Source organism: Candidatus Nitrohelix vancouverensis (assembly GCA_015698305.1).
In the GTDB taxonomy this organism is placed as follows: Bacteria; Nitrospinota; Nitrospinia; order Nitrospinales; family VA-1; genus Nitrohelix; species Nitrohelix vancouverensis.
In genome coordinates, this window is the sequence record CP048620.1 from 462032 (window position 1) to 483892 (window position 21861).

18 protein-coding genes and 1 tRNA gene are annotated in these 21861 nt (G+C 51.7%); 8 read left to right on the forward strand and 11 right to left on the reverse strand.

Translation table 11 applies throughout. The features are described 5' to 3' along the window. Positions 1–7 precede the first annotated feature (7 nt). On the reverse strand, positions 8–1108 hold the full coding sequence (locus G3M78_02295) for a Fic family protein (protein ID QPJ64288.1): 1101 nt from the start codon (positions 1106–1108) through the stop codon (positions 8–10). Between the two features lie 260 nt (positions 1109–1368). Next, positions 1369–1455: transfer RNA gene (locus G3M78_02300), tRNA-Leu, on the reverse strand. Between the two features lie 217 nt (positions 1456–1672). Here G3M78_02300 and G3M78_02305 point away from each other — a divergent pair. After that, positions 1673–2512 (forward strand): hypothetical protein, encoded by an 840-nt coding sequence (locus tag G3M78_02305; GenBank protein ID QPJ64289.1) that lies wholly within the window; start codon positions 1673–1675, stop codon positions 2510–2512. Between the two features lie 62 nt (positions 2513–2574). On the opposite strand, the gene G3M78_02310 is transcribed toward G3M78_02305, so the two are convergent. Beyond that, entirely contained in the window at positions 2575–3123 is a 549-nt protein-coding gene (locus tag G3M78_02310; GenBank protein ID QPJ64290.1) for a hypothetical protein, read from the reverse strand. 230 nt (positions 3124–3353) lie between these two features. Between G3M78_02310 and G3M78_02315 the strand changes: the two genes are divergently transcribed. Beyond that, a complete protein-coding gene (locus G3M78_02315) occupies positions 3354–3887 on the forward strand; it encodes an NADH-quinone oxidoreductase subunit B (GenBank protein ID QPJ64291.1) in 534 nt (177 codons plus the stop codon). Between the two features lie 62 nt (positions 3888–3949). On the opposite strand, the gene G3M78_02320 is transcribed toward G3M78_02315, so the two are convergent. The 3 genes from G3M78_02320 to G3M78_02330 all read right to left on the reverse strand — a co-directional run bounded on the left by G3M78_02320 (position 3950) and on the right by G3M78_02330 (position 7766). Continuing rightward, a complete protein-coding gene (locus G3M78_02320; GenBank protein QPJ64292.1) occupies positions 3950–5215 on the reverse strand; it encodes a hypothetical protein in 1266 nt (421 codons plus the stop codon). A gap of 35 nt (positions 5216–5250) precedes the next feature. Beyond that, positions 5251–6894, reverse strand: a complete 1644-nt coding sequence (locus G3M78_02325; GenBank protein ID QPJ66741.1) for a c-type cytochrome — start codon at positions 6892–6894, stop codon at positions 5251–5253. 332 nt (positions 6895–7226) lie between these two features. Then, positions 7227–7766, reverse strand: coding sequence for a DUF1566 domain-containing protein (locus tag G3M78_02330; GenBank protein ID QPJ64293.1), 540 nt, complete (start codon positions 7764–7766; stop codon positions 7227–7229). 165 nt (positions 7767–7931) lie between these two features. Here G3M78_02330 and G3M78_02335 point away from each other — a divergent pair, with 165 nt between their 5' ends. Both G3M78_02335 and G3M78_02340 read left to right on the forward strand, forming a co-directional pair. Continuing rightward, positions 7932–9392, forward strand: a complete 1461-nt coding sequence (locus tag G3M78_02335; protein QPJ64294.1) for a redoxin domain-containing protein — start codon at positions 7932–7934, stop codon at positions 9390–9392. Positions 9393–9418: 26 nt separating this feature from the next. Further along, positions 9419–9559, forward strand: coding sequence for a hypothetical protein (locus G3M78_02340; protein QPJ64295.1), 141 nt, complete (start codon positions 9419–9421; stop codon positions 9557–9559). A 24-nt stretch (positions 9560–9583) separates the two neighbouring features. On the opposite strand, the gene recN is transcribed toward G3M78_02340, so the two are convergent. Both recN and G3M78_02350 read right to left on the reverse strand, forming a co-directional pair. Further along, positions 9584–11278, reverse strand: coding sequence for a DNA repair protein RecN (gene recN, locus G3M78_02345; protein QPJ64296.1), 1695 nt, complete (start codon positions 11276–11278; stop codon positions 9584–9586). Positions 11279–11283: 5 nt separating this feature from the next. Beyond that, complete coding sequence (locus G3M78_02350) at positions 11284–12009, reverse strand: hypothetical protein (GenBank protein QPJ64297.1); 726 nt, start codon at positions 12007–12009, stop codon at positions 11284–11286. Positions 12010–12129: 120 nt separating this feature from the next. Here G3M78_02350 and G3M78_02355 point away from each other — a divergent pair, with 120 nt between their 5' ends. Both G3M78_02355 and G3M78_02360 read left to right on the forward strand, forming a co-directional pair. After that, positions 12130–12744, forward strand: coding sequence for an ABC transporter substrate-binding protein (locus G3M78_02355; GenBank protein QPJ64298.1), 615 nt, complete (start codon positions 12130–12132; stop codon positions 12742–12744). Between the two features lie 4 nt (positions 12745–12748). After that, a complete protein-coding gene (locus G3M78_02360) occupies positions 12749–15028 on the forward strand; it encodes a hypothetical protein (protein ID QPJ64299.1) in 2280 nt (759 codons plus the stop codon). A 7-nt stretch (positions 15029–15035) separates the two neighbouring features. Here G3M78_02360 and G3M78_02365 read toward each other — a convergent pair whose 3' ends face one another. After that, on the reverse strand, positions 15036–17231 hold the full coding sequence (locus G3M78_02365; protein QPJ64300.1) for an adenylate/guanylate cyclase domain-containing protein: 2196 nt from the start codon (positions 17229–17231) through the stop codon (positions 15036–15038). Between the two features lie 162 nt (positions 17232–17393). On the opposite strand from G3M78_02365, the gene G3M78_02370 reads away from it, so the two are divergent. Beyond that, positions 17394–18155, forward strand: a complete 762-nt coding sequence (locus G3M78_02370) for a hypothetical protein (protein ID QPJ64301.1) — start codon at positions 17394–17396, stop codon at positions 18153–18155. A gap of 134 nt (positions 18156–18289) precedes the next feature. Beyond that, a complete protein-coding gene (locus G3M78_02375) occupies positions 18290–20101 on the forward strand; it encodes an O-antigen ligase family protein (GenBank protein ID QPJ64302.1) in 1812 nt (603 codons plus the stop codon). A 283-nt stretch (positions 20102–20384) separates the two neighbouring features. Here G3M78_02375 and G3M78_02380 read toward each other — a convergent pair whose 3' ends face one another. Both G3M78_02380 and G3M78_02385 read right to left on the reverse strand, forming a co-directional pair. Beyond that, entirely contained in the window at positions 20385–20678 is a 294-nt protein-coding gene (locus G3M78_02380) for a hypothetical protein (GenBank protein QPJ64303.1), read from the reverse strand. Between the two features lie 41 nt (positions 20679–20719). Continuing rightward, positions 20720–21712: a DUF560 domain-containing protein gene (locus tag G3M78_02385; protein ID QPJ64304.1), complete on the reverse strand. Its 993-nt coding sequence runs from the start codon at positions 21710–21712 to the stop codon at positions 20720–20722. Between the last annotated feature and the right edge of the window lie 149 nt (positions 21713–21861).

The window sequence follows — 21861 nt, forward strand, 5'->3', positions numbered from 1 at the left end:
AAAACTCTCACATATTTATTTCGTATCGGGTGCTACGTCCGCCTCCGGTCGCCGAAAAAATACCTCTTTCTAGCAAATCCTGCAAATCCCTCGTGGCAGTGGCTTTCGAAGTCTGACAGATCGCCATGTATTTTTTGGCGCTCATACCTCCTGTAAAGCCTTTCGGCCCTTCCTCCAGCATTCGTTTGACGGCTTTTAACTGACGCTCGTTCAATTCGTCTTGGAATTTGTCAAAGAATTTCGTTTTTCTTAAGGTAAAGTCGATCTCCTCTTCTGCCTGGATTTGGGATGCAAGAACCCGATTGGCAAAATAAGCAATCCAGGCTGTGATTTCATTCGATCTTTGCCCTTCTTTTAAGGCCTCGTAATAATCTTTTTTATTAGCTTCGATGGTTTTTGACAAACTCAAGAGAACGGGACGGCCTATTCCCTGTGATAACGCTTTCTCAGAAAGGACGCGACCAATCCTTCCATTGCCATCTTCAAAGGGATGGATGGTTTCAAAGTAAAGATGCGTTATCGCAGATCGTACAATCGCTCTTTTGATTTCGTTTTTTCCACCGGGAGCGGTGTCGTTAAACCACTTAATGAAAGCAAACATTTCTATTGGAACGATTTGGGAGGGAGGAGCTTCAAAATGAATTTTTTCCCTTCCGACGGGCCCCGAAATCACCTGCATGGCTTCCTTGTGGGTGCGCCATCTTCCGGCTTTAACTTTGTCGCTTCCTTTCAAGACCATTGAATGCCAGGAAAACAATTTCCCTTTGGACAGTTTTTCCTCAAACGTGTTTCTTACATCGATCATGAGTTCGGCAATGCCTTGGGCTCTTTTATCATGAGATTGCAGGGCATTCCCCAATCCAAGATTATTCCTGATAGAAGACATGACATCCTGGCGGCTTAAAAATTCGCCTTCTATTTCGGAAGTTTTAATGGCTTCGGCGACCATGATATCGATCATGGCCTCGTCCCGGTCGGCTTCCGGCAAGCCTTCCAGCAAGCCGCCAACCCTTCCCACACGTTCCACAAATGCAAAGAGAACATCCTCAATGCCGCTGAGATCGTATATAAAATGAGGCCAATCTGATAGTTGCCAGTTATAAGTCATGAGCCAAACATAACACTTATTCAGCTCAAATAAAACAATATTGTGAGCCGATTATCTCGATTATTCGGCTCAGAAAATGGGCGAGCAATTTAGAGGAGGTACGAGTGAGCGAATAAAGTTTAAGCCCATAAAGAATACAGAGTAAGGCGCTTGAAAAATTACTCTCGGCGGAAGAGGAGGTATTGACGGGAAAATATTGAGGAACAATGAAAAGCTTCCACCATAGATCAGACAGCGCCCCCTCCACGGGGAGTGGTGGGTGGTGCGAAGGGCGGGAATCGAACCCGCACGGTGTTGCCACCGCAGGATTTTAAGTCCTGTGCGTCTACCAGTTCCGCCACCCTCGCATCCTGTCTGAATTAAATCTCATGTTGGCGCAAATTGCAATGCAGTTCTACTCACGCGCGCATTGTATTTGACGCCGCCGCCGTCTACAATGGCGACCATTGGCTGGGAGGCGGATTGTACACATATTCTGCCTCCTGGCAAAATTAAAAAAATACAGCGCCGCGCTCCGGGCGTTTCGGGCGCGCTTGCGCGACTCCTTCATAAAGAAAAACTGTTTTGGACAATTCTAAAAAAATCCGCATCCTCGCGAAATTCTTCCCGGCGGGAAAGGACATGTCGGCTTTTCTCGAAATCGACGAGCCGCTGGACGTTTTGATCGACACTCTGCGCGAACTGGAAAAATTACGCAAATTGCGAATATGGACGCGCGACACTTTCAATCTGGATCTGGCCCTGGCGCCGCAGACTTTTCATGCGCTTCTGGATATTTCGGCGATCAATTTTGTCGAATCGACGGACCGCAATCTGGAGGTGCAGGTGGTCAGCCTGAAAGAGACGCGTCAGCCGGACGACCCGGTGACGGTGGGCAACCTGAACATCGTGATGCGGGAATTGTACCGCGCGCTGGAAGGGGCGGCGGAGATCAAACGCGCGGAGTTGAAGTCGCTGTTGTTCGGCAAGGACATCGCCGCGGACCGGGTGGCGCTCGCGGAAGATTTACTGGCGCGATGGAAGCATGCGCGCGAACAGCGCATCTTGTTCTTTCCCCTGCCCTGGAAAACTCGCGCGGTGGAAAACGAATTGCAGGCGGCCTTTCCGCAGGCGCGTGTGCCGCGTCCGCTCGACCCGGCCTTTGGGCAGGCGATGGCGGAAATCGATTTTTACCGGCATTGCCTGAAACTGAATGATAAGTGGAAGGCGCTCAATCTGAATATGTTCGAGCTGATTCGCGACGAGGCGCTGTCTGGCGCGCTGGAAAATGTGCAGGAAATGGGGAGCCTGCTCTGGAGCGTGGTCTACAAATACCCAACCATCAGCGGAATATCAGAACTCGCGGGAATCCGCATGGACGATATCGCGACGCTGTTCGCAGACCCCAAGCAGTCCGAGGCCTGAACCGGACGATTCGCCCTCCAAACTCGAAAACTTGCGAGCCTGTCGGGCAGATTGAAAATTTTTCAGGCCTTGACTTGAAAACCTTCGACCTTGTCGAGCAGGAGATGTTTGACGGTGGATTTCTCTTGCGCTTCTTTCAACGCGTTCTTTCCGTCGTCTTTGATTTTGTTGAGACGCATGTCCAGCCGCACCAGATTGGAAAACAGCGGCAGGAACCGGGCTATTGCGATGGCGCCTTCGTCGGTGATGTTATTGTCGGAAAGCACGAGATTCTGCAAGCTCAACAAGTTGTCCGAAACGGCGATAAATTTAACGCCGTCGTTGCCAATCGAGTTATAAAACAGGTTCAGCGAGGTCAGATTGGTCAAGACCGTGGACTGCGACAGGTATTTCGCGCCCTTCGCTTCGATCAGGTTGGTGCCCATTTCCAGCGTGGTCAAGTCGCGCAGGGATTCCATGCGCGAGATGTCTTTGGCGCCGTATTCCTTCAGGTAACAGGCGGTCAGGTCCAGGGTTTTGCCATCCTTACTGAGATTGGCGTTAACGGTCATGACCGTTTCGTTGGATGATTTTGCGTAGCCTTTTGCTTCTTTCGCTCCTTCGTATTCCATAGTTCCTCAGTTCTGGCGTTTCATGATTGAACGTCCGGGGCCAAATGACCCAACGGACAGGACAATGTTCTCGATGGAGGCATTATACATCATAATATACTCTGAACCGGCGCCAATTTTTCAGGTTTATGCCTGCGAACGGCGCTTTATTGCTTTGATTTTCCCCATAAATCTTTGTATGATGACAGATAAATAGATACTTTCCAATTGGCGACAAAGGAAACAATTGTATGGCAAATATATATCAGTCCGACATGGAATTGAGTCTGGGCAATAACGTTATTGTGACCCAGATGACCCAGGCGATTAACTGGGCGCGAAAATATTCCTTCTTTATTTATCCGTTCATCACCGCTTGTTGCGGCATGGAGTTCATGTCTGTGGCGGGGCCGCGCTACGATCTCGACCGTTTTGGAGCGGCGTTTCCGCGTTTCTCCCCACGGCAGGCCGACTTGCTCATGGTGGTGGGAACCATCAGCCACAAGCAGGCGCCGATTCTGAACCGCGTTTACAACCAGATGACGGAGCCGAAATGGGTTGTCGCTTACGGAGTGTGCACGGTTTCCGGCGGATTCTACGACAATTACGCGACGGTGATGGGCATCGACACCATCATCCCGGTGGACGTTTACATTCCCGGCTGTCCGCCGCGACCGGAAATGGTCATTGACGCGCTGATCAAATTGCAGGACAAGGTGCAGGCGGAAACCCTTCACGATCACGTGAAAGGTCCTTCGCCGGTGACTCCACTGGATGCGCTGTAGTCGCTAGCTGTCTTAGCAAAACGAATTGAACGGAGAAGGCCTTCGCGGTCTTCTCCGTTTTTTTATGGTTGCTGAATTTCCCTCAATCGTTTCTCTATATTTTCGCGAAAGCGACGCCCGCCTTCCCGCTCGATTCCGGTGATGCCGGGATGCGCCAGCAATTGGTCGATGCCGTCGAGCTTTCCGCGCACGTATTCTTCCAACCGCTCCGATGCTGAAAGCCCCTCCCTTGTCGCGTCCCATCGATTCAAAAAATGAAAATAGAGCGCCGTTCTCTGCTCCGCATCTTTGATCTTCAAGCCCAGTTGCAGATGCATCAACGCCTCTTTCTTTCGATCCACCCGATAGCCAAGGAACAGGTTGTCGGTTTTCTCCATTTGATTTCGCAATATCTCAAAGGCCTGCTCCTGCTGGTCGGAACTGATCGTCAAAGGCGGCAAGGTCAGACTTCGGGCCGCGGCGATATCCAGCAATAACGAGGGGACGCCGGTTTGCTCGCTGAGCATGGCGGCTTGCAAGGGGTAGCGGCGGTTGAGCTCGGCGGCGTCTTTCAGCAAGGGTTCCATGTTGCGCGTCGCCTCAGCGATCCTGTTCAAAGAATCCTCTTCGAAAGGATTGAGGAACCACTGCGCCTCCTGCGGCAGAGTCATCTCGCGAACATCGCGGGCGTAATAGCGTTTCAAAATTTCCGGGAAATCCGGCGCGAAAAACGCCTGGATCACATTTTCAAAATACGGGTAGTTCAGCAATAAGAAGCCGGGATCAGAGCGGGCGTTGAGCGCATAAGCCTCCAGCTCGTTCGCCGGGCCAAGAAAGCTCTGCGCCAGATGAAGCGTTTCATGAACATGCGTGTTCAGGCGGTATGCATGGGCGTCAATGAGAACTGAAGCGGGGAACAATCGAATGGCGTCAAAGGTCGCGTGCGCCAGTTGACCCGAGGACAATAAAGGATCGGACCAGGATTGAATGAGGTATTGCCGCAAGGGAACGGCAGGCGTTTCGGGAGAGGCTTCCTTCAAACGCGCGAGCGCCGTCGTCATGCGATTGGCGGCGTTGTCGAGCAAGGTTTCGCCTTCGTGGCATTGGTTACAGCCAAAGGCCTCGAAGCCATAGATCGCGAAATGCGTCGCTTCCGCCTGACCCGGCAACTGAACGGTTTTTTCTGCGACATCCAGAGCCGCGATATCCTGCGGCGAAGAGGCCAGCTTATGAATGCCGATCAAGCGGGCCAACTCGCCCGGAGCCATAGCGCCAGCGAACGCGGGAGCAGAACTCAGACAACAGACCGAGAACGCCCAAAGGATTCTACTGACCAGCGAATCGCGCACGCCTCACCTCGAACCCTTCCAGCGACCCCGAGCCGCTATTTCTTCTCGTTCAAAATATTCAAACGTTGCCAGACGCTGATAACCTTGCGCCCATTGCGATCCTCTTTCAAACCGTCCCAGACCGCAAGAGCCACCAGAGCCGGTTGATCGCGAATGAGCTCCACGTCCCATTTGCCGTCCTTCGTCATCTGCCTCAGGAACACAACCGTCCATTCGCCGTCCTTCCAGGTTCCGTAGCCCTCGACATTTTGCCGTTCCTGCGGTTGCGGCGTGATGGTTCCAAAACCTTCCGCGTTCAACTCCTCCACCGCGTTTTCGCCGGTCGGGTTGAGACGCGCCACAGGATTGGACATCAAGCCGCCAAAGATCAATGCGTCCATATCCACGCCGCCGGTGGAGTATTCCATATCATCCTCCGCCTCCAGGGCTTCTTCCAGACCGGCGCGCCAATGCCAGATATTGACCGGCTTGTTGCGATTGCCCATCCCGAAAAACGGCTCGTTGTGACCATGCGTGTGCAGGGTGGTCGCGCCGAGCGCGAACTGAACAGCGGAGCCGTCGCGGAACACATCCTGCGTCTTTTCAGAAAAAGCGTCCTTGGTCGGGTCGAGCCATTTGAGACGAATCGCCAGATACTCGCCGTTATTGACCGACGCGAAATTGATCGTCTCCACTGCGCCGCGCCGAGCGGATAGCGGACGCAAGACCAGCTCTTTGGTCTCCACGCCATCCCAGACCGGGCTGTCTGGCGCGGTGTCCAACTCGACATCGACTCTATAAGAATAAAGATCGGTCTCAAATTCCGCCTTGGTCAAACCACCGCGAAAGCGCGAGCGGATAAAATGAACCAGCGCCCAGCGGTCTTCCTCCGGCAAATGCGCGAAAGATTCCATCGGCGTGCCGTCAAAGCCTGCGCTCAGCGTTCTATAGATATCTGCAGGTTGAAACCCGACCTTGAACAATGCGGGCCGGGTGATGTCGTGTACGAACACAGCGTGGTTCCAGGCGTCGATCAAGGAATCCGCAACCTTTCCATCACCCTGCCCCGACGCGCCGTGACAGTTGATACATTTTTGCTCGCTCCACAGAACCTTTCCACGCGCCACAATTTCAGGCGTCGATGGCGGGGGAGAGCCGATATCCACCGGATCGCCCGCCTGCTCTTCCTGAAAGCGCGTCGAAAATCCTTTGATCATATCCACCAGCGCCCAGGTGTCTTCCGGAGACAAAGCGTCGCCCCATGCGGGCATCGAGGTGCCGGGCACGCCGTTGATGATGGTGCGATACAAATCCTCATCGCGCGGCAAGGAGCCGGTGGGAGTGGAGCGAAATTTGAAAATGCCTTTACGAAAATCACGCGGCCAGGGGAACAGGTAACTCACCGCCTTGCCGCCGCCGTTGCCGTCTTCGCCATGACAGAACACGCACATATGCAGGTAAATGGCTTTGCCGCGCGCCTTCAAAGCGCCGCTGTCTTCCTGTCGAGGTTGCAGGGATTTCAGGTCATGCATTCCACGAGTGCGAAACAAGTCGCCCGGCTCCGGTTCGCCGCCGTGCATATGGTGCATATCATGATCCTGAGGCTCCTGAATGCGGTATTGATCCCCCGCATCCGGGATTGCGCTCTCGACGCTTTCCCGAACCTGATGATGTTTATGATCCATCCCTCCTTCATGCATGTCATCTGCAAGCGCAAGGCCCCATGATCCCAGAAACAAGAAAGCGGCAGACCCAAGGGTCGCCGCAGTTTTCCATCTGGTAATTCGGCTCCAATAACAATTCATTTCGTGATCCTCATGACAAGAGGATGGAGACTTGAAACCCGGCTCCATTCCATGTTGAACGGGTGATTTCTTTTATTTTACTATTTAGCCGGAACCCTGCATCTTCACCGGCTGAATCTTTCAGCATTCCCTAACAGGCTTCATCAAAATCATTTGCCCGCCTGTAGCGCTAACTTGGCTCCCTGACCAAGATCAGAAAGGTCTTCCAAGAGAGAAAACTTATCCAATCATTTGCCCGCTTGTCGCACTAACTTCGCTCCTTGCCCCAAGTCGGAAAGGTCTTTTAAATTAAAATAAAGCTCTTTATGGCCCAGGCCAAAGTACCAGGCGAAGTCCAGACCGCGCTCGTCGCGAGTCCACAGATAATAACTGCCGCCCTCTTCAAACTCTTTCGCCAATCCCAAAGCCTCGTTGTCCTTACTGCGATTCGTGCGCGCGGCGTCCCAGAGTCCTTCCAGTTCCGCTCGCGTCGGCAAACGCCAGTCCGAATATCCCGCCAGTTTCTCGGCGTTTTTCTGGCCAAGGTATTCCAGCGCGTCGTACCAGTTGAGCGCCTTTTTCAATTCATGGTGCGAGTCGCCCTTCTGCCACATCAGACCCGAGCCTTTATCCAGAACCGCTCCATTGCCTTGATCCTCATAAGGCCCCACCGCAAAGGCCGGAGCGACAAAACCGATCAGGAGACAAAACAAACATCCTATTGAAATCAATTTCCAATCTTCAAAGCAACGAAGATTCCTGAAAACGCCTTCATGAGTTAATTTCATATAGCCCCTGAAATATGTCCATTGAGATTGTAGATTCGTTAATTATACAAACAGAAATTCGATTTGTCATCCAGAGGCTGTCAAAACTGTCGCGCATAAAATTCCATTGCCAAGCCCCACGCCTTCCATTAAGGTTATCATGAACAAACGCTTAGGAAAACGATAATGGAACTGATTCACGCCCCGCGATTGAACGCCGAATCGCTGACCTGGTTGAACGCCCGAAAACCTTTGGACCTGCCCGATCTTGCCGGGCATCTGGTGATTCTGGATTTCTGGACTTTTTGCTGTATCAACTGCATCCACATCATCCCCACGCTGAAAAGTCTGGAAGAAAAATACCCTGACCAGTTGGTGGTGATCGGCGTTCACAGCCCCAAATTCCCAGCCGAGCAACGCGTCGAGAATCTTCAGGCGGCGGTGCAACGTTATGAAATCGTTCACCCTGTCGTGCACGACCCCGACTTTACGATCTGGAAACAATACGCCATTCGCGCCTGGCCCACGCTGGTTTTCATCGGCCCCGACGGCTATATTCTGGGCGAATTGCCCGGCGAACCGGACCCGGAGATTTTAACGGCGACTCTCGACGCCCTGATCGAAGATCTTGAAAAAAAGAAGGTCCTGCAAAACAAGGCAGCGGAATTGTTAAAACCCGCAGGGGTCGTAGACAGCAGCCAATTACGCTTTCCGGGAAAAATCGCCTACAGCTCAAGCGACCGGGAGTTTGCCATCGCCGACAGCAACCATAATCAAATCGTAACCGCCGACATGAGCGGCGCCATCAGCCGACGCATCGGGAGCGGAGAGATCGGACAGCGCGACGGTTCGTTCGAAGAGGCGCAATTCTACCGACCGCAGGGCTTGTGCTATCAAGACGGTCTGATCTGGGTGGCGGATACGGAAAATCATCTGATTCGAAAAATAGACTTGAAGGCGGGAAAGGTTTCGACCGTCGCCGGAACAGGGAAACAGGGAATTCCCCTCAAAGGACAGTCCAAAGCGCTGGAGATTGCCATCAGTTCCCCCTGGGACGTCTCCCTGCACGATGGCTGGCTCTATTTCGCCAACGCGGGGACGCATCAGATCGGAGTTCTACATATCGACGAAGCAAGCGTTTCGCAGTTCGCAGGCACCGGAGCGGAAGCGCTGGTGGACGGGCCGCGTCTTACCGGAGTGTTCGCGCAACCCAGCGGCCTGAGCGTTGGAGAGGAAAAATTATTTCTGGCGGACAGCGAAACCAGTTCCATCCGTAGCGTGCGGCTGGACGATATCGGATTGATCGCAACCTATGTCGGGACCGGCCTGTTCGACTTCGGCGACGCCGACGGCAAGGGCAAGCAGGCGGTTTTGCAACATGCGCTGGGCCTGCATTACGATCAGGGCAAGCTCTACATCGCCGATTCCTACAATCACAAAATCAAAATTCTGGATTTAAAATCGCTTGAGACGACAACGCTTCAAGCCTCTGTCGATCTGCTCTGCGACGATACCAGTTGCACGCGACTGTCGGAACCTGCGGGCGTGGTCAAGGTGGGAGGGCATCTCTATGTGTCCGACACCAACAATCACCGTATCGTCAAAATCGATTTGAACTCTGGACGCTCTGAAATTTTCATCAACTGAATATGGACCCCATTCGATACGGATTTATGCAAACCATCATAGACTTCATCGGCTCGTTACCCCCGCTTCTGCAACTGCTCGCCGGCGTGTTCGGCACGCTCGCCATCATCAAAACTCTCATGATCGTCGTGGATTTTATTGAGGACAGGCGGGAAGGAAAAGGCTGAGCCTTATCTTTCAAGCGGGAGACTTCAGGTGAGGATCATCTGCCGGGCGTGTTCTCTCGCCGCGTCGGTGATCGTGGCGCCTGCAGACATACGCGCGATTTCTTCGACGCGCTCTTCATATTTCAAAAGCTCGATCACGGAGCGGGTGCGTTTGCCCTTCACTTCCTTACGCACTGAAAAATGCGCGTCCGCCATGCCCGCGATTTGAGGCAGGTGGCTGACGCAGAACACTTGCTTGGTCGCCGCCAGTTTTTTCAGCTTCACACCGACTTTTTCAGCGGTGTTGCCGCCGATGCCGGTGTCCACTTCGTCAAAGATCAAAACCGGAACGTCGTCCTGCTTGTTGAGAATCGTTTTGATTGCCAGCATCACCCGCGAGATTTCGCCGCCGGAGGCGATCTTTGCCAGAGGCCTCAGTTCCTCGCCGGGGTTGGGAGAAAATAGAAACTCCATTGTCCCCAATCCCAGAGATCCCAGTTTGGTCGCCTTGCCGCGAAACTTGACAAAACTGTCGGCGTCGGCGTCGTAACTGAAACGCGTTCCAAACTGAACGGAATTCATGTTGAGGTCGCGCAATTCCTTTTCAATTTTATCCTTTAATTGTTCTGCGATCTTTTCCCGGCGATCGGCAAGCTCCGTCGCCATTTGCTGTAATTTTTTCTGATGATCTTTAATTGAATTTTCCAGCGACTGCATGGACTCCTGAGAAGAAGCCAGCGACTCCAGTTCGCTTGCAATGGCGTCGCGCCGCTCCATGACGGCGGAAAGATCGCCGCCGTATTTACGCTTCAAGCCTGTGAGCTCTGCGAGGCGGTCCTCAATCTCTTCCAGACGCGATGGGTCGGACAAAATCGAACGGGCATAATCCCGCAACTCCTCCGTCAACTCCTCAATCTCGAACAAGGCGGTTTGCGCCCGTTCGCTCAGGGGTTTCGCTTCTTCATCAATACCCGCCAAAGATTCCAGTTCGCGCAGAGCCTGTCCCAACTGGGAGAGAACGGCAGGGTCCGCTTCAGACAAGATATCCTGCGCCCGCGACGCGGACTGATGCAGTTTTTCTGAATTGCGTAATTTGTTGCGTTCGGCAAGCAGATCGTCTTCCTCGCCCTCCTGAAGATTCGCCTGCTCGATTTCATTGAGCTGAAAACTCAGCAACTCTTCACGTTCTTTCTTCGACGCCTCGGCCTCGCGCAGACGCCGCAACGCATCAACATCCTTTCTCCAGGCCGCGAAGGCTTCGCCGAGTTGAATTCGATCCGTCATGGTCTTGCCGTACAGGTCGAGCAGGTCCAGATGGTTTTCCGGGTGCAACAGGGTCTGGTGATCGTGTTGACCGTGAATGTCCACGAGGCGGGAACCGAGATTTGATAAGGCGGCGACCGAAACCTGGCTGTCGTTGACAAAACAGCGGCCCTTGCCGTTGCTCGATAAAACCCGTTTGACGATCAATTGACCGTCGTCGAGTTCAACGCCGAGTTCATCCAGCATCCCCAGCAAGCGTTTTCCATCCACCTGAAAACAAGCCTCCACGCGCGCCGAAGTTTCTCCGGTGCGAATGCAATCGTAATCGGCGCGACCGCCGAGGATGAGGTTGAGCGCATCGAGAAGAATCGATTTACCCGCCCCGGTCTCTCCGGTCAGAACGTTCAGACCGGATTGAAAATCGACGGTCAATTTGTCGATGATCGCGAAATTTTCAATTTGAAGATGTGAAAGCATGACAGTCAGTTGCCGTTTTGCGCTGAGAGTTCGCCCAACAGTTGTTTCGCTTGATTCGCCGTTTCAGGGTCGCCAATCGCGGAAGAAGTATTCATGAGTCGGGACAGGCGCCGTAGCGTTGCAAGGGCTTCGGCGGATTCGCCGCGCGCCTTGAGAATTTCCGCAAGATAAAGATAGTTTTCCATGAACAGCGGTCCGTTCTCAACGGCCCGTTTCAAATAATCCAGCGCCCGATTCTTATCGCCGCCAAGAATAACAGGCAGTTCAAAATACAGTTTTCCAAGGGCGCGATACGGGCCGCCATGATCGACCTTTGGATTCAAACGAGCGGCGATTTCCATATTTTCGCGCAAGGGGTCGATAATGCCGATACTTTTCCACAGCCCTTGAAGTTGCCCCAGTCTGCCAATGCATAACCCTTTAAAAAAATAACCGTGCGCGGATTGTTGGCTGATCTCCGTTGCGCGCGTCGCCTGCTCGATACAGCGGCGATAATACTCCTCGCGTTGCAATCCTTCGGAGCGTTTCGCGATCGCGTAAAAAACCCGCCCCATACGCCAGGCCGTCTCATCATCCGGCCCCGGAGCCGATTGGCGTAACTCTTTTTCCAGAGACAGAAATTCCTGAACCGTTTCGCCCTCCGTATACAATCGATCCAGCCGGGCATAAGGATCGGAAACGTCGGCGAAAATGGCGAGCATGAACAACCATGTCAGTGAAGCGGAGATCATACTTTTAATTTCATTTTTTTAAAGGGCGCTTACGCTATAATATAAAGTGACGACATTTCATCAGGTTCGCTGTCTGGCGAACTCCAAGCTCCCGATTCAATAATCTATCATAAGCGCCCTATGATTCAATCCGTTAAAATTATCGCTTTTATTCTTTTATGGACCGGCCTGACCCTGTCCCCGGCCCTTGCAAACAAGCAAACCGGCGCGGCGCCTCAGACGACCGTGGAGCAATTGCTCGACGCCATTCAAAAAATCAAAATTGAAAACGACAAGGGGAAAGCTCAAAACGCATCGGAACACACCCCACACGCACTGAGCAAACTCAATATGGAATGGATCAGCGCCAAAGCGCTGGGTAAATACTGGGATCAGCGGACGGAGGTTGAGCAAAAAGAATTTACCGAATTATTGTCGCAGTTGTTCGTTCATGTCGCTTTCCCCAATTCGGGAAAATTTTTCGCCGAGCTTAAAATTCACTACGGCAAGACGACGCTCAATAAAGACCGCGCCATCGTTCCGATGAAAGTGGTTCACACGGAGGAAGGCGAAGTGGGAATTGATTTTCACCTGCGAACGACGGACAAGGGCGAATGGAAAATCGTCGACGTCGATCTGGACGAGGTCAGCATGAGAAACAACTTGCGCAATCAATTCTACAAAATACTCGCTAAGGACGGTTACCCGGACCTTATCAGACGTATGACGGAGAAACTCCAGGAATCCAAAGGCTGAGGCCATGCCTGCACAGTCCCTCGCTTCGTCGTCCACGCCTCCGGATTTATTCCGGCAAGAACTTGCCGCCGTCGTTCTGCTGATCGGCGCCTTCGCCTTTCTGTTTCGCAATATTCTTTTCTCCGGCGAAATTTTCTATTTCCGCGACATCCTGCAATACGCCTATCCCATGAAGCGCTTCCTGTGGGAATCGTTTCACAACGGGAGTCTGCCGCTTTGGTGGCCGGAGATCTCTGGCGGTGTTCCCTTTCTCGCCCTGATGCACCCCGGCGCCTTCTACCCTTTGTCGGCGCTGTTTTTTCTTGATGATTTCAACACAGCCTTCAATCTCTTCTTTCTGATCCAGCACTGGTTGCTGACGATCTTTGTCTACGCGCTTTGCCGCAACAATTCGATGTCTCCCGCCGCTTCATGCGGCGCCGCCATCGTCGCCTTGTACGGCGGTTTTTTCCTGTCGCTGTCGTCTTATCACAATCATTTTCAGTCCGCGATCTGGTTTCCGCTCTCTCTTCTGCTCTTTCGGGAATTCGCGAAAACCCGACACCGCGCCAGTTTCGCCGGACTCGTGATCATTCTTGCCGTTCAGCTACTGGGCGGAAGCCCTGAAATGTGTCTGCTCAGTTACATCGTCCTGACGCTGTATGCGCTGTTCATGATCCCCGGATCGCAAAACTTTGGGAGCGCCTCGCGTGTCGGCTGGTTGATGTTTTCAATCCTGCTCGCCATGGTCTTGTCGGCGATGCAGTTGCTTCCGACCTTTCGCTTGCTGGAACAGACGGTGAGGACGGAGGGGCTTGACTTCGCCGCCAGCGTTCGCTGGTCACTGCTCCCGGGCGATCTCAAGGCTTTTGTATTGCCCGAAAATTTCCGCCAATACATGTTCAAGCCGGGAGCCACAGTCGACTATTTCCTGCAAAGTCCGTATATGGGCCTGCTTGCGATCACGACGCTCTTGTTGACCCTGCTCTGTTTTTTGAGGAACCGGGCGCTGAGCTTTTGGACAATCCTCTTTGCTCTGGGCATCTTCTTCGCTTTAGGCGAACACAATCCTCTTTATGTCTGGTTTTTCGATCACGCGCCCCTGTTCGACAAATTTCGCTACCCGGCGAAATTTCTTTTTCTCTCGGCTTTCGCCCTGGTCTTTATCGCCGGACACGGCATCGACCTGCTCGCTGATAAACTGAAGGCAAAGCCTGAGGCCAACACGGTACTGCGCTGGATTCTCGTCGCGTTGATCTTCTCTGTGGTCAGCCTTTCCTTATCGGCTCCGGGACGGGGCATCTTGTCGCCGCTGATCTTCTTTTCGTCTTTCATCGTAGCCGCATCCCTACTCGCGAAAAGTAGAATGAGCGCCGCGTCCTTCAAATGGATTCTGGTTCTGTTATCGCTCGCTGAATTGTCTTACAGAAACATTCCTCTCATTCCAAGCGCTCAGGATTCGTTTTATGCCCAGCCGCCGACCCTGGCTCGTTTCTTTCATCAACAAGAGCCGCCGTTTCGAATTTATTCCGGCGATCTGGACGGCAAGGTCCTGCCCACCAAGCAATCCTTTCCCAAGGCAAAGAATATGCATTTGCTGAGCAGAACCTACAAGGAACGGCTGTATCCAAATCTCAGCTCCGCGTATGGGGTGGAGTCGGTGGACGGGCTGACGGCCCTGAAGCTGAAGGATGTGGAACGCTGGACGCAAACTTTTATCAACGCATCCAATGAACGTCGCAAGATAATGCTGGAGAGAAGCAACGCGCGTTACTGGATCACGGAAGAGCTTTCCACGCCTCTCTCCGAAACCTTTCCCGTCGGCCTGAATCAGATTGTCGAACTCCGCGAACCCTTGCCGCGCGCTTTTATCGTTGGAGAAACGAGACGCGTGTCCGATGCGGACGCTATGAGTCTTTATTTCGATCCGTCTTTCGACCCCAAACAGGTCGCCCTCACCGAAGCGCCGCTGAACCTCAAAGGAGGCGCGCCTTTCACCGACGTTTCCAATTCGATTGCATACGCTCGCAATGGACTGAGCCTCGAGATTCGTCTGGATCGACCGGGAATGCTGACGCTCCTCGACAACTGGTTCCCCGGATGGGAAGTGAGCGTGAACGGACAAGCCGCTCAGGCGCTCAAGATCAACGGCATGTATCGCGGCGTTGCGCTGGGCGCTGGAATGAATCGCGTCGAGTGGAAGTTCTGGCCGGAAGGCCTGAGCGCCGGACTGTCGATCAGCGGCGCGGGTTTAGTGTTTCTGCTCCTCACGCTCCGACTGGGATGGAAGCGACGCGGCGCCTGAGTCCGGTCTATTTGGAGGTCATCTGATAAACCCCGTCCCAGGATTCCGGCGGCGGGTCTTTCAAATACTCGTCGCAACGAGCGATGAAGGTTTTGGACGGTCCGTCTCCCGGTCGTCTGTTCAGGGTGTCGTTGAATCGGTTCTTCGCCGCTTCAAACTCCTGCCCCCTGTACAAACGCAGTCCATCTTCAAAACATCTCATGGCCTGCATGCTTTCAGGGTCCAGTTCCCCTTTTTTTGCAAGAACTTCATAGATGGTGATGGGTTCGTTCTTGCCAACGACGCGGATCATATCGAGTTCCCTGATTTCAAGATCGTCTTTGACATCTCCATAGGTGTATTGGCTGATCATGATCGCGGTGCCGTAAACTTTGTTTACGCCCTCCAGACGCGACGCCAGATTCACGGAATCGCCCATGATCGTGTAATCCATTCTCATTTTCGAACCCATGTTGCCGACGACCATTGAGCCCGTGTTGATGCCCATGCGAACGTGTAAATCCGGCTTGCCCTGCTTGCGCCACTCGTCGCGCATGACGCTGATTTTTTCATTCATTGCCAGCGATGCAAGGCAGGCTTTGAGGGCGTGATCCGGGTACTCGATGGGAGCGCCGTAAAACGCGATGATGGCGTCGCCTTCATACTTGTCGATGGTGCCGTCGTATTGCATAACAACGTCAGACATCGCCGTTAAATATTCGTTGAGAAATTCCACAAGGTCATTGGGCGTGAACTGTTCGGAGAAGGAAGAGAAACCCGCGATGTCTGAAAAATAGGCCGTCATGCGTCGCTCAATGCCTCCCAGCTTGAGGAGCTTGGGGTCTTTCAATAAACGATTGATGACCTCGGGCGACAGATACTGACCAAATGCGCCCTGAATGAACCGGCTTTGTTTTGATTGAAAAAAGTAATTGTAGCTGGTGATCGAAATGAACACCAAAAGGATCTGCAATGAGGGGTAGGTCAAATTGATCAACACGCCCTGATTGAACATGTGTTGGGCAAAAAAGAAAAACCCCACAAACAGGCTGGTGGAAAATACAAATCCCAAGGCCCAGTTCGCCTTGGGAAGAATCGCTGAAAGCAAAACTCCAAAAAAGATGATCAAGGCATAGTTCAGGGTGTGGTACCACTTCGGTTCGTGCAGGTAGTTGCTATGCAAGATATTATCAACGATGGTGGCGTGAATTTCGACGCCGGGGAACAGGTTTTGAAAAGGCGTCGGTCGTAAATCCGTAAGGCCCTTTCCCGTCGCGCCGACCAGAACCAAACGACTGTCCAGCAAATCCGGGTCCACCTTGTCCTGTAAAATATCAATGACCGAGTAGTAAGGGAACTGACCCTTGTCGCCGTAAAAATTGATCAGGAATTTGGCGTGCAGATCCGTCGGCACTTTCAAATCGTTGATGAAAACCGATTCCACTCCAAACTCACCCGCGCGAAAATTCGGCGGCGGCTCCTCAAGAAAATGCGCCAGCGCTTGCAGGAAAAGCGGAGCGTAGTAATGCTCCTTCGCTTTAACAATCAAGGGAAAACGCCTGAGCACGCCATCACGATCCGGTTGAATATTCAAAAACCCGCCGCCCATGGATTTTTCAATGAACATCGGCAAGCTGTTTTCAACGGCGTTAAAATCCAATAGAAAATCAAGGTGCGCGTTCGGCTTGATCTGTGGGCTGATATAACGCGTCGACTCAATCGCGCGAAGATTATCGTCGATTTGCTCCTTCGACAAATGACTCACCACGTCCACGTCGTCATGAAAAAAATATCCCAGGACTACGTTTTCAGACTTTTCAATCAGGTCGGCAAAATGTTCATCCGAAGTCTGTTGAGACATGATCTCATTCAGAATCTCCTGCACCGTTTCCGATGGCAGACCAATGCTACTTGCAGAATCTTCCAGCAAAACCAGAGCTTCGGAACGACTGCCCGAACCCGATTCTGCGAACACCACGTCGTATCCGATGGTGATCACTCCCATCTGGGTCAACTTCTCGGTGAGCAAGGCCAGCACAGAGCGCGGCCAGGGCCATTGCCCGAGAGCGTCGACGCTCTTCTCATCAATCGCAACGACCGCCACTTCCGGACCTGGATCGATTTCTCCCCGGTTTACAAAGCGAATATCAGTCAGGTGATTTTCCGCAACTTCCAGAATCGCAGGCTGCCATGCCGCAAGAAGAACCACGAAGACAGACAGCAAAAATCCTAGTTTTAAGGGAGTTATTCGAAAAAATTTCGTCATTAGGAAAAGAATCAGATTTATATGCTAGAATTTATTATACGCTGGATGTGGGTAATTACTAAGAGTTACAGCGCTTTACAGAGCAAAACTTATACAATCTTCTGAAAGGCAAATGTCGGTATGAAAATTTCAAAACCTGGAATTCATTCACATGTTCATTCAGCTCCGTTTTACCTGCAGTCCCTGTTTCTGTTGATCGCAACTGTATTCGTTATACAGCCCGATATCGCCAGCGCCAAGCAAGTCGCTACGCTGGAAAATGTACAGGGAAATGTCCGCGTCTATAAGGAAGGAAAAAACCGCGGGCGCAAGGGCATGGAAGGCGCCGCGCTCTCTACCAATCAAATCGTTAAAACCGAAGGAGACGACGCCTCCGCCGACATCGTCTTTGGAAATGGGGACCGCGTTCGCGTGACCCCAAATTCTGAAATGAGTCTTTCCCAACTGGAAATAGGCGATTCCAGTTCTAAAATTGGCATCCAGCTTGCCGCAGGAAAAATTTTCAACGTCGTCAACAAATTATCTTCAGACTCCTCCTACGCCGTGAATACTCACACAGCGATCGCCGGAGTGAAGGGAACTGTTTTTTCCGCCGAAGTCGATAGCGACCAATCGGTCTTCATGGTTCTGGAAGGCAAAGTCGAAGCCTCCAGCGCCAGCATGCAGGGCAACAGCGTGGATGTCGCCGAGATGCACAAGACCATCGTAAAAAAGAATGAAGCCCCGGAAGAACCTGTCGAAATGACCCCGGAAGAAATCGCCATGTTCAATCTTCTCGAAGACATCAGCGACATGATCCGCGACTCCATTCAGGAAAGCATTCAGGATGATCTGCGCCAGCAATTGATGGAACAGGGCGGCGATATTCTCATCAACCCCTGATCGTATCTATTTTAGGTCAACCACCCCGAATCCGACCTTGTCGGCTTCGGGGTTTTTCGTTTCTATGGCCTCATAATAATCCTCGCCATGCTATAATTTCCGCTGGATTTACCTTTTAATTTCACGCCACCTTCATGCAGACTTTCTTTCTCTTCCTCTTACTCGGCTGGATTGCGCTGGGCTCAAACTACAATCCCGAACTTCCCCTGAAGCATTTTGAGATAGCCACGATCACGGCTATGGCCAGCCTGTTCTTCCTGCTTGTCAACCTATGGAGCGCATTTCGCCGCAGGGAGGCAATCAACCTGCCGCTCAACGGTCCGGCGTTTTGGATCCTGCTCTTCTTTCTATGGGGAGCCGCCGGGTATTTTTACACCTCCCGGCTGGAGGCGACCTTTTTCATGACCGTGCGTTATTTAGGAGCCGCCGCATTTTTACTCGGTATGATCCTGCATCTGAAACGATCTTGTCAAATCGTTCAAGCCCTCTGGGCGATGTCCGCATTCGCCGCTGTGATGGCGGGGATCGGAATTTTACAATATATGGAATTCCCCTACGTCATTGGAGCGGGGCCGTTCGCGCCTCTCTCGACAGGCTTGTTCATCAATCCAAATTTCTTTGCAGGCTATCTGCTGATCCATATCCCCTTTTGTCTCTATCTGATCAAGCGGACGAAAAATCATTTTTTCAGGTTGGGGCCGATTCTTTTTTTGCTCGCCTTACTGGCGGGACTTGGCTTGACCGATTCTCGTGGCGGGCAATTAACTGCGGCTTTTATACTCTTGCTTTGCAGTCGTTATTTTTCAGTCCGTATACAAACCTGGTATGATGCACTCAGCTTGAAAAGAATCAGTGCGATCCTGCTCCTCGGCGCCGCTCTCATCGCTGTCCTGAATTTTACTCGCCTGGGTCAGTTTGGTGAGTTCGTGGAGAATTTGTCTCAACCGCTTCCGCCTTTTACCAGCGTTCAAACCCTGGAATCTATTCCCGAAGAATCGGATCTCTTAAAGATGGGACCTTTTAGTCAGGAACAGGGCTTTTGGACGGCTCTTGGATTGCGCCTGGTATTATGGAAAGTAGCTTTTGCTATCGTAGATGATTTTCCAGTATCGGGGAGCGGCCCCTGGACCTATTATCTCTTGCTTCCTCTTTTCCTAAAGGCCTATGACTTCAGCCACACGCCGGATCATATCGTCTCCGAACTGGACCGCATGGTTCATGCCCATAACTGGCTCCTGCAATCAGCTTCAGACACCGGTCTTGTCGGCTTGTCTCTACTTCTCATGGGGCTGGTACGGATAGTTACAAGCTATCGCTCCAATGCCTCTATCGATAATGACGAACAACGCTCGCTATCCAATTTCATCTTTCTCGCCCTAGTCGCTTTTTTTGTACATAACCTGATCGAATACAATTGGCCGGAACCCGTTTTCATTTATTTTTTCGCGACGGGCGTCGCTTTTATGAACTTCCTTCAACAAGATCCACAATACACAACCGCTCCGGCCTGGTTTGGAGATCGTCTGCACTGCCTTAATTTTTTAAGCATCGCAGTCATATGTTTTTGCTCTCTCAGCGCTTTCTTTTTCTACCAAAAAGGACTTTCCCAGGCTCAACAACAAATACAGGTATCTAGCCTCCAGAACAAACTGGAACGACTGCATCTGCTTTGCCCGCGTTGCGACCTGCCTTATCTCAATTTAGCCGCTATCGAATTGTGGAAATTTCAAACCCGTAATGACTTGAATGCATTATCGCTTGCTGAGAAAAACATCCATCTCGCTCTGCAAGTCAGCGTGGTTAATCCTGAAATCGCACTGCAATGGGGAAAACTACAATTCATGCTTAATGAGCCTGCGCCTTCACGCATTGCCCTTGAATTTGCCGCCAGAAAAAGGTCAACACGAGACGCCGCTAAAGAATTGCTTGGAAAACTACGCGACTGAATTTGTATCTCTCTTTTCTTACATCCCCTCTTTCCATTCAAGTAATCTCACTTCACATCAAGTAATCTCACTTCACATAGAACAATCCCATAGCTAACTGATACAACTACCCTAGAAATGCTTTAGGAGATGAGGAACAACAGGGGGGTGACTGCACCTGGCTTGCCTGGAGAACTGAGTCCGACGATTTATCGGGGAGGAAAGAAAAAACAAAACCGGAACTCCTTGAGGAGTTCCGGTTTAAGGGGGATGCTTGCAATTAAATCAAAAATCAATCAACCAATCAGGATGCGTCTCCAGATGCAGTCGCCGTACCGTTGGCAAATCCCGGCTGAATGATATCTTCAAGTACGATAGCTTCAGTTTGTTCTTCTACTTCCTGAGCAATTTCAGCAGAAATTTCTGCGCTGATCTCACCCATAATTTCTCCCATCACATCCAAAGCTCCCAACAAATCTGCGTCAAAACCCTGAGCATTTGATTTGGAATCGAAACTCTGAAGAGCGAAGAAACTTACAGCCATCGCCAAACCAAAGGCAACAAACTTTTTCTTAAGGCTCATTTTTTTAAGGCTCACTCTTTTTTCTCCTCAATATCTAATATGATAGTTAGCGTTTGTTAGAATGCCGCTTTCAGGCCGAGTTCGAAATGGTTGTTCCGGTAAAAACTTGCGAACTCATTCGATCGGTTGTACGTGTGCTGATACTTGCCTTCCAGAACCAGGTTCTGCAAGTAACCCCATTTCGTGACCAGGGTTTTATCAAGCGTCGCAGTGTACTTCTGCTCGTCATCTTCTCGGTCCCTATTGCCGCCCGCTTCGAGCTTACGCGCCTGATACTCTTTTCGAGCGTATTGCGCGCCGGCGGTCAAATTGACGCCATAATAGAGAGGAGTTTTAAGACCCGCTTTGACGGTGTATACGTCTCGATCAAAAACGCTGCTTTTCGCCTCGTCTTGGGCCCACTTTACACCAAGGTCGACTCGACGTTTGAAATTGTCGAAGAAATAATACTGAGCGATACCCGCGCCTGTCGTTTCCGTATTACGCAGGCTGGTGCTCCAGTTGTTCGCATCGGAGTACAGAGCGTGAATAGAAGTGAGGCCCCATTTTTTGTGCATGTAGTTGAATGAGGGGCGGATATAATGAATGCCACTGAAATCGTCGCCATCTACAATATTGTAGATGTATTTGTACATCAACTGAATGTTCACCAAGGCATTGATCTTGTAGGTCGAGTTGATGCCGAACATTTGAGTGGTGATGTCGCGGTCGCTGTTCTCTTCATAAAGCGTTTGAGAGACGTCGTAGTCAAACTTGAAAGACAACTTGTTCGTGTAGTTATAATTGTATGCCAGATTCGAGGTCCACTTGAAACCGGTGTCGTCGAATTCCTTGCCCTGCAAGGCCGTAGGAATATTGCCCCGGTCAGGAGCGCCCAGCAAGTTGTCGTCGCGAATCGCCGATCCGCTGATTTTAAAACTCCAGCTCTTTCCTCCGCCCGCCGCATCCATACTCGGAGCGGCCGAAACCGCCTGAGGCGCTGCAACTGCCAGAGCCAGCAGGCCCGTCGCCATCACACTCATCCAACGTTTCATTTTGATTGCATTCATAGTCTACCCTGTGGCTATTCTTGAAGATTGATTTTTAATAATTGCAAACTGAATTCGGTGTCTCTTTCGCACAGATTCTGCCCCCCGCAAAAATCCTGCGAGCATACTTGGGCTATAAAATACTACATGGCGCCCATTAAGTCAACTAT

Coding starts and splice junctions, on each gene's coding strand:
- G3M78_02295 (QPJ64288.1), bottom strand. CDS start 1,108: ATGACTTATAACTGGCAACTATCAGATTGGCCTCATTTTATATACGAT.
- G3M78_02310 (QPJ64290.1), bottom strand. CDS start 3,123: ATGGAATACGAAGGAGCGAAAGAAGCAAAAGGCTACGCAAAATCATCC.
- G3M78_02315 (QPJ64291.1), top strand. CDS start 3,354: ATGGCAAATATATATCAGTCCGACATGGAATTGAGTCTGGGCAATAAC.
- G3M78_02325 (QPJ66741.1), bottom strand. CDS start 6,894: ATGCATGAAGGAGGGATGGATCATAAACATCATCAGGTTCGGGAAAGC.
- G3M78_02330 (QPJ64293.1), bottom strand. CDS start 7,766: ATGAAATTAACTCATGAAGGCGTTTTCAGGAATCTTCGTTGCTTTGAA.
- G3M78_02335 (QPJ64294.1), top strand. CDS start 7,932: ATGGAACTGATTCACGCCCCGCGATTGAACGCCGAATCGCTGACCTGG.
- G3M78_02340 (QPJ64295.1), top strand. CDS start 9,419: ATGCAAACCATCATAGACTTCATCGGCTCGTTACCCCCGCTTCTGCAA.
- recN (QPJ64296.1), bottom strand. CDS start 11,278: ATGCTTTCACATCTTCAAATTGAAAATTTCGCGATCATCGACAAATTG.
- G3M78_02350 (QPJ64297.1), bottom strand. CDS start 12,009: ATGATCTCCGCTTCACTGACATGGTTGTTCATGCTCGCCATTTTCGCC.
- G3M78_02355 (QPJ64298.1), top strand. CDS start 12,130: ATGATTCAATCCGTTAAAATTATCGCTTTTATTCTTTTATGGACCGGC.
- G3M78_02360 (QPJ64299.1), top strand. CDS start 12,749: ATGCCTGCACAGTCCCTCGCTTCGTCGTCCACGCCTCCGGATTTATTC.
- G3M78_02370 (QPJ64301.1), top strand. CDS start 17,394: ATGAAAATTTCAAAACCTGGAATTCATTCACATGTTCATTCAGCTCCG.
- G3M78_02375 (QPJ64302.1), top strand. CDS start 18,290: ATGCAGACTTTCTTTCTCTTCCTCTTACTCGGCTGGATTGCGCTGGGC.
- G3M78_02385 (QPJ64304.1), bottom strand. CDS start 21,712: ATGAATGCAATCAAAATGAAACGTTGGATGAGTGTGATGGCGACGGGC.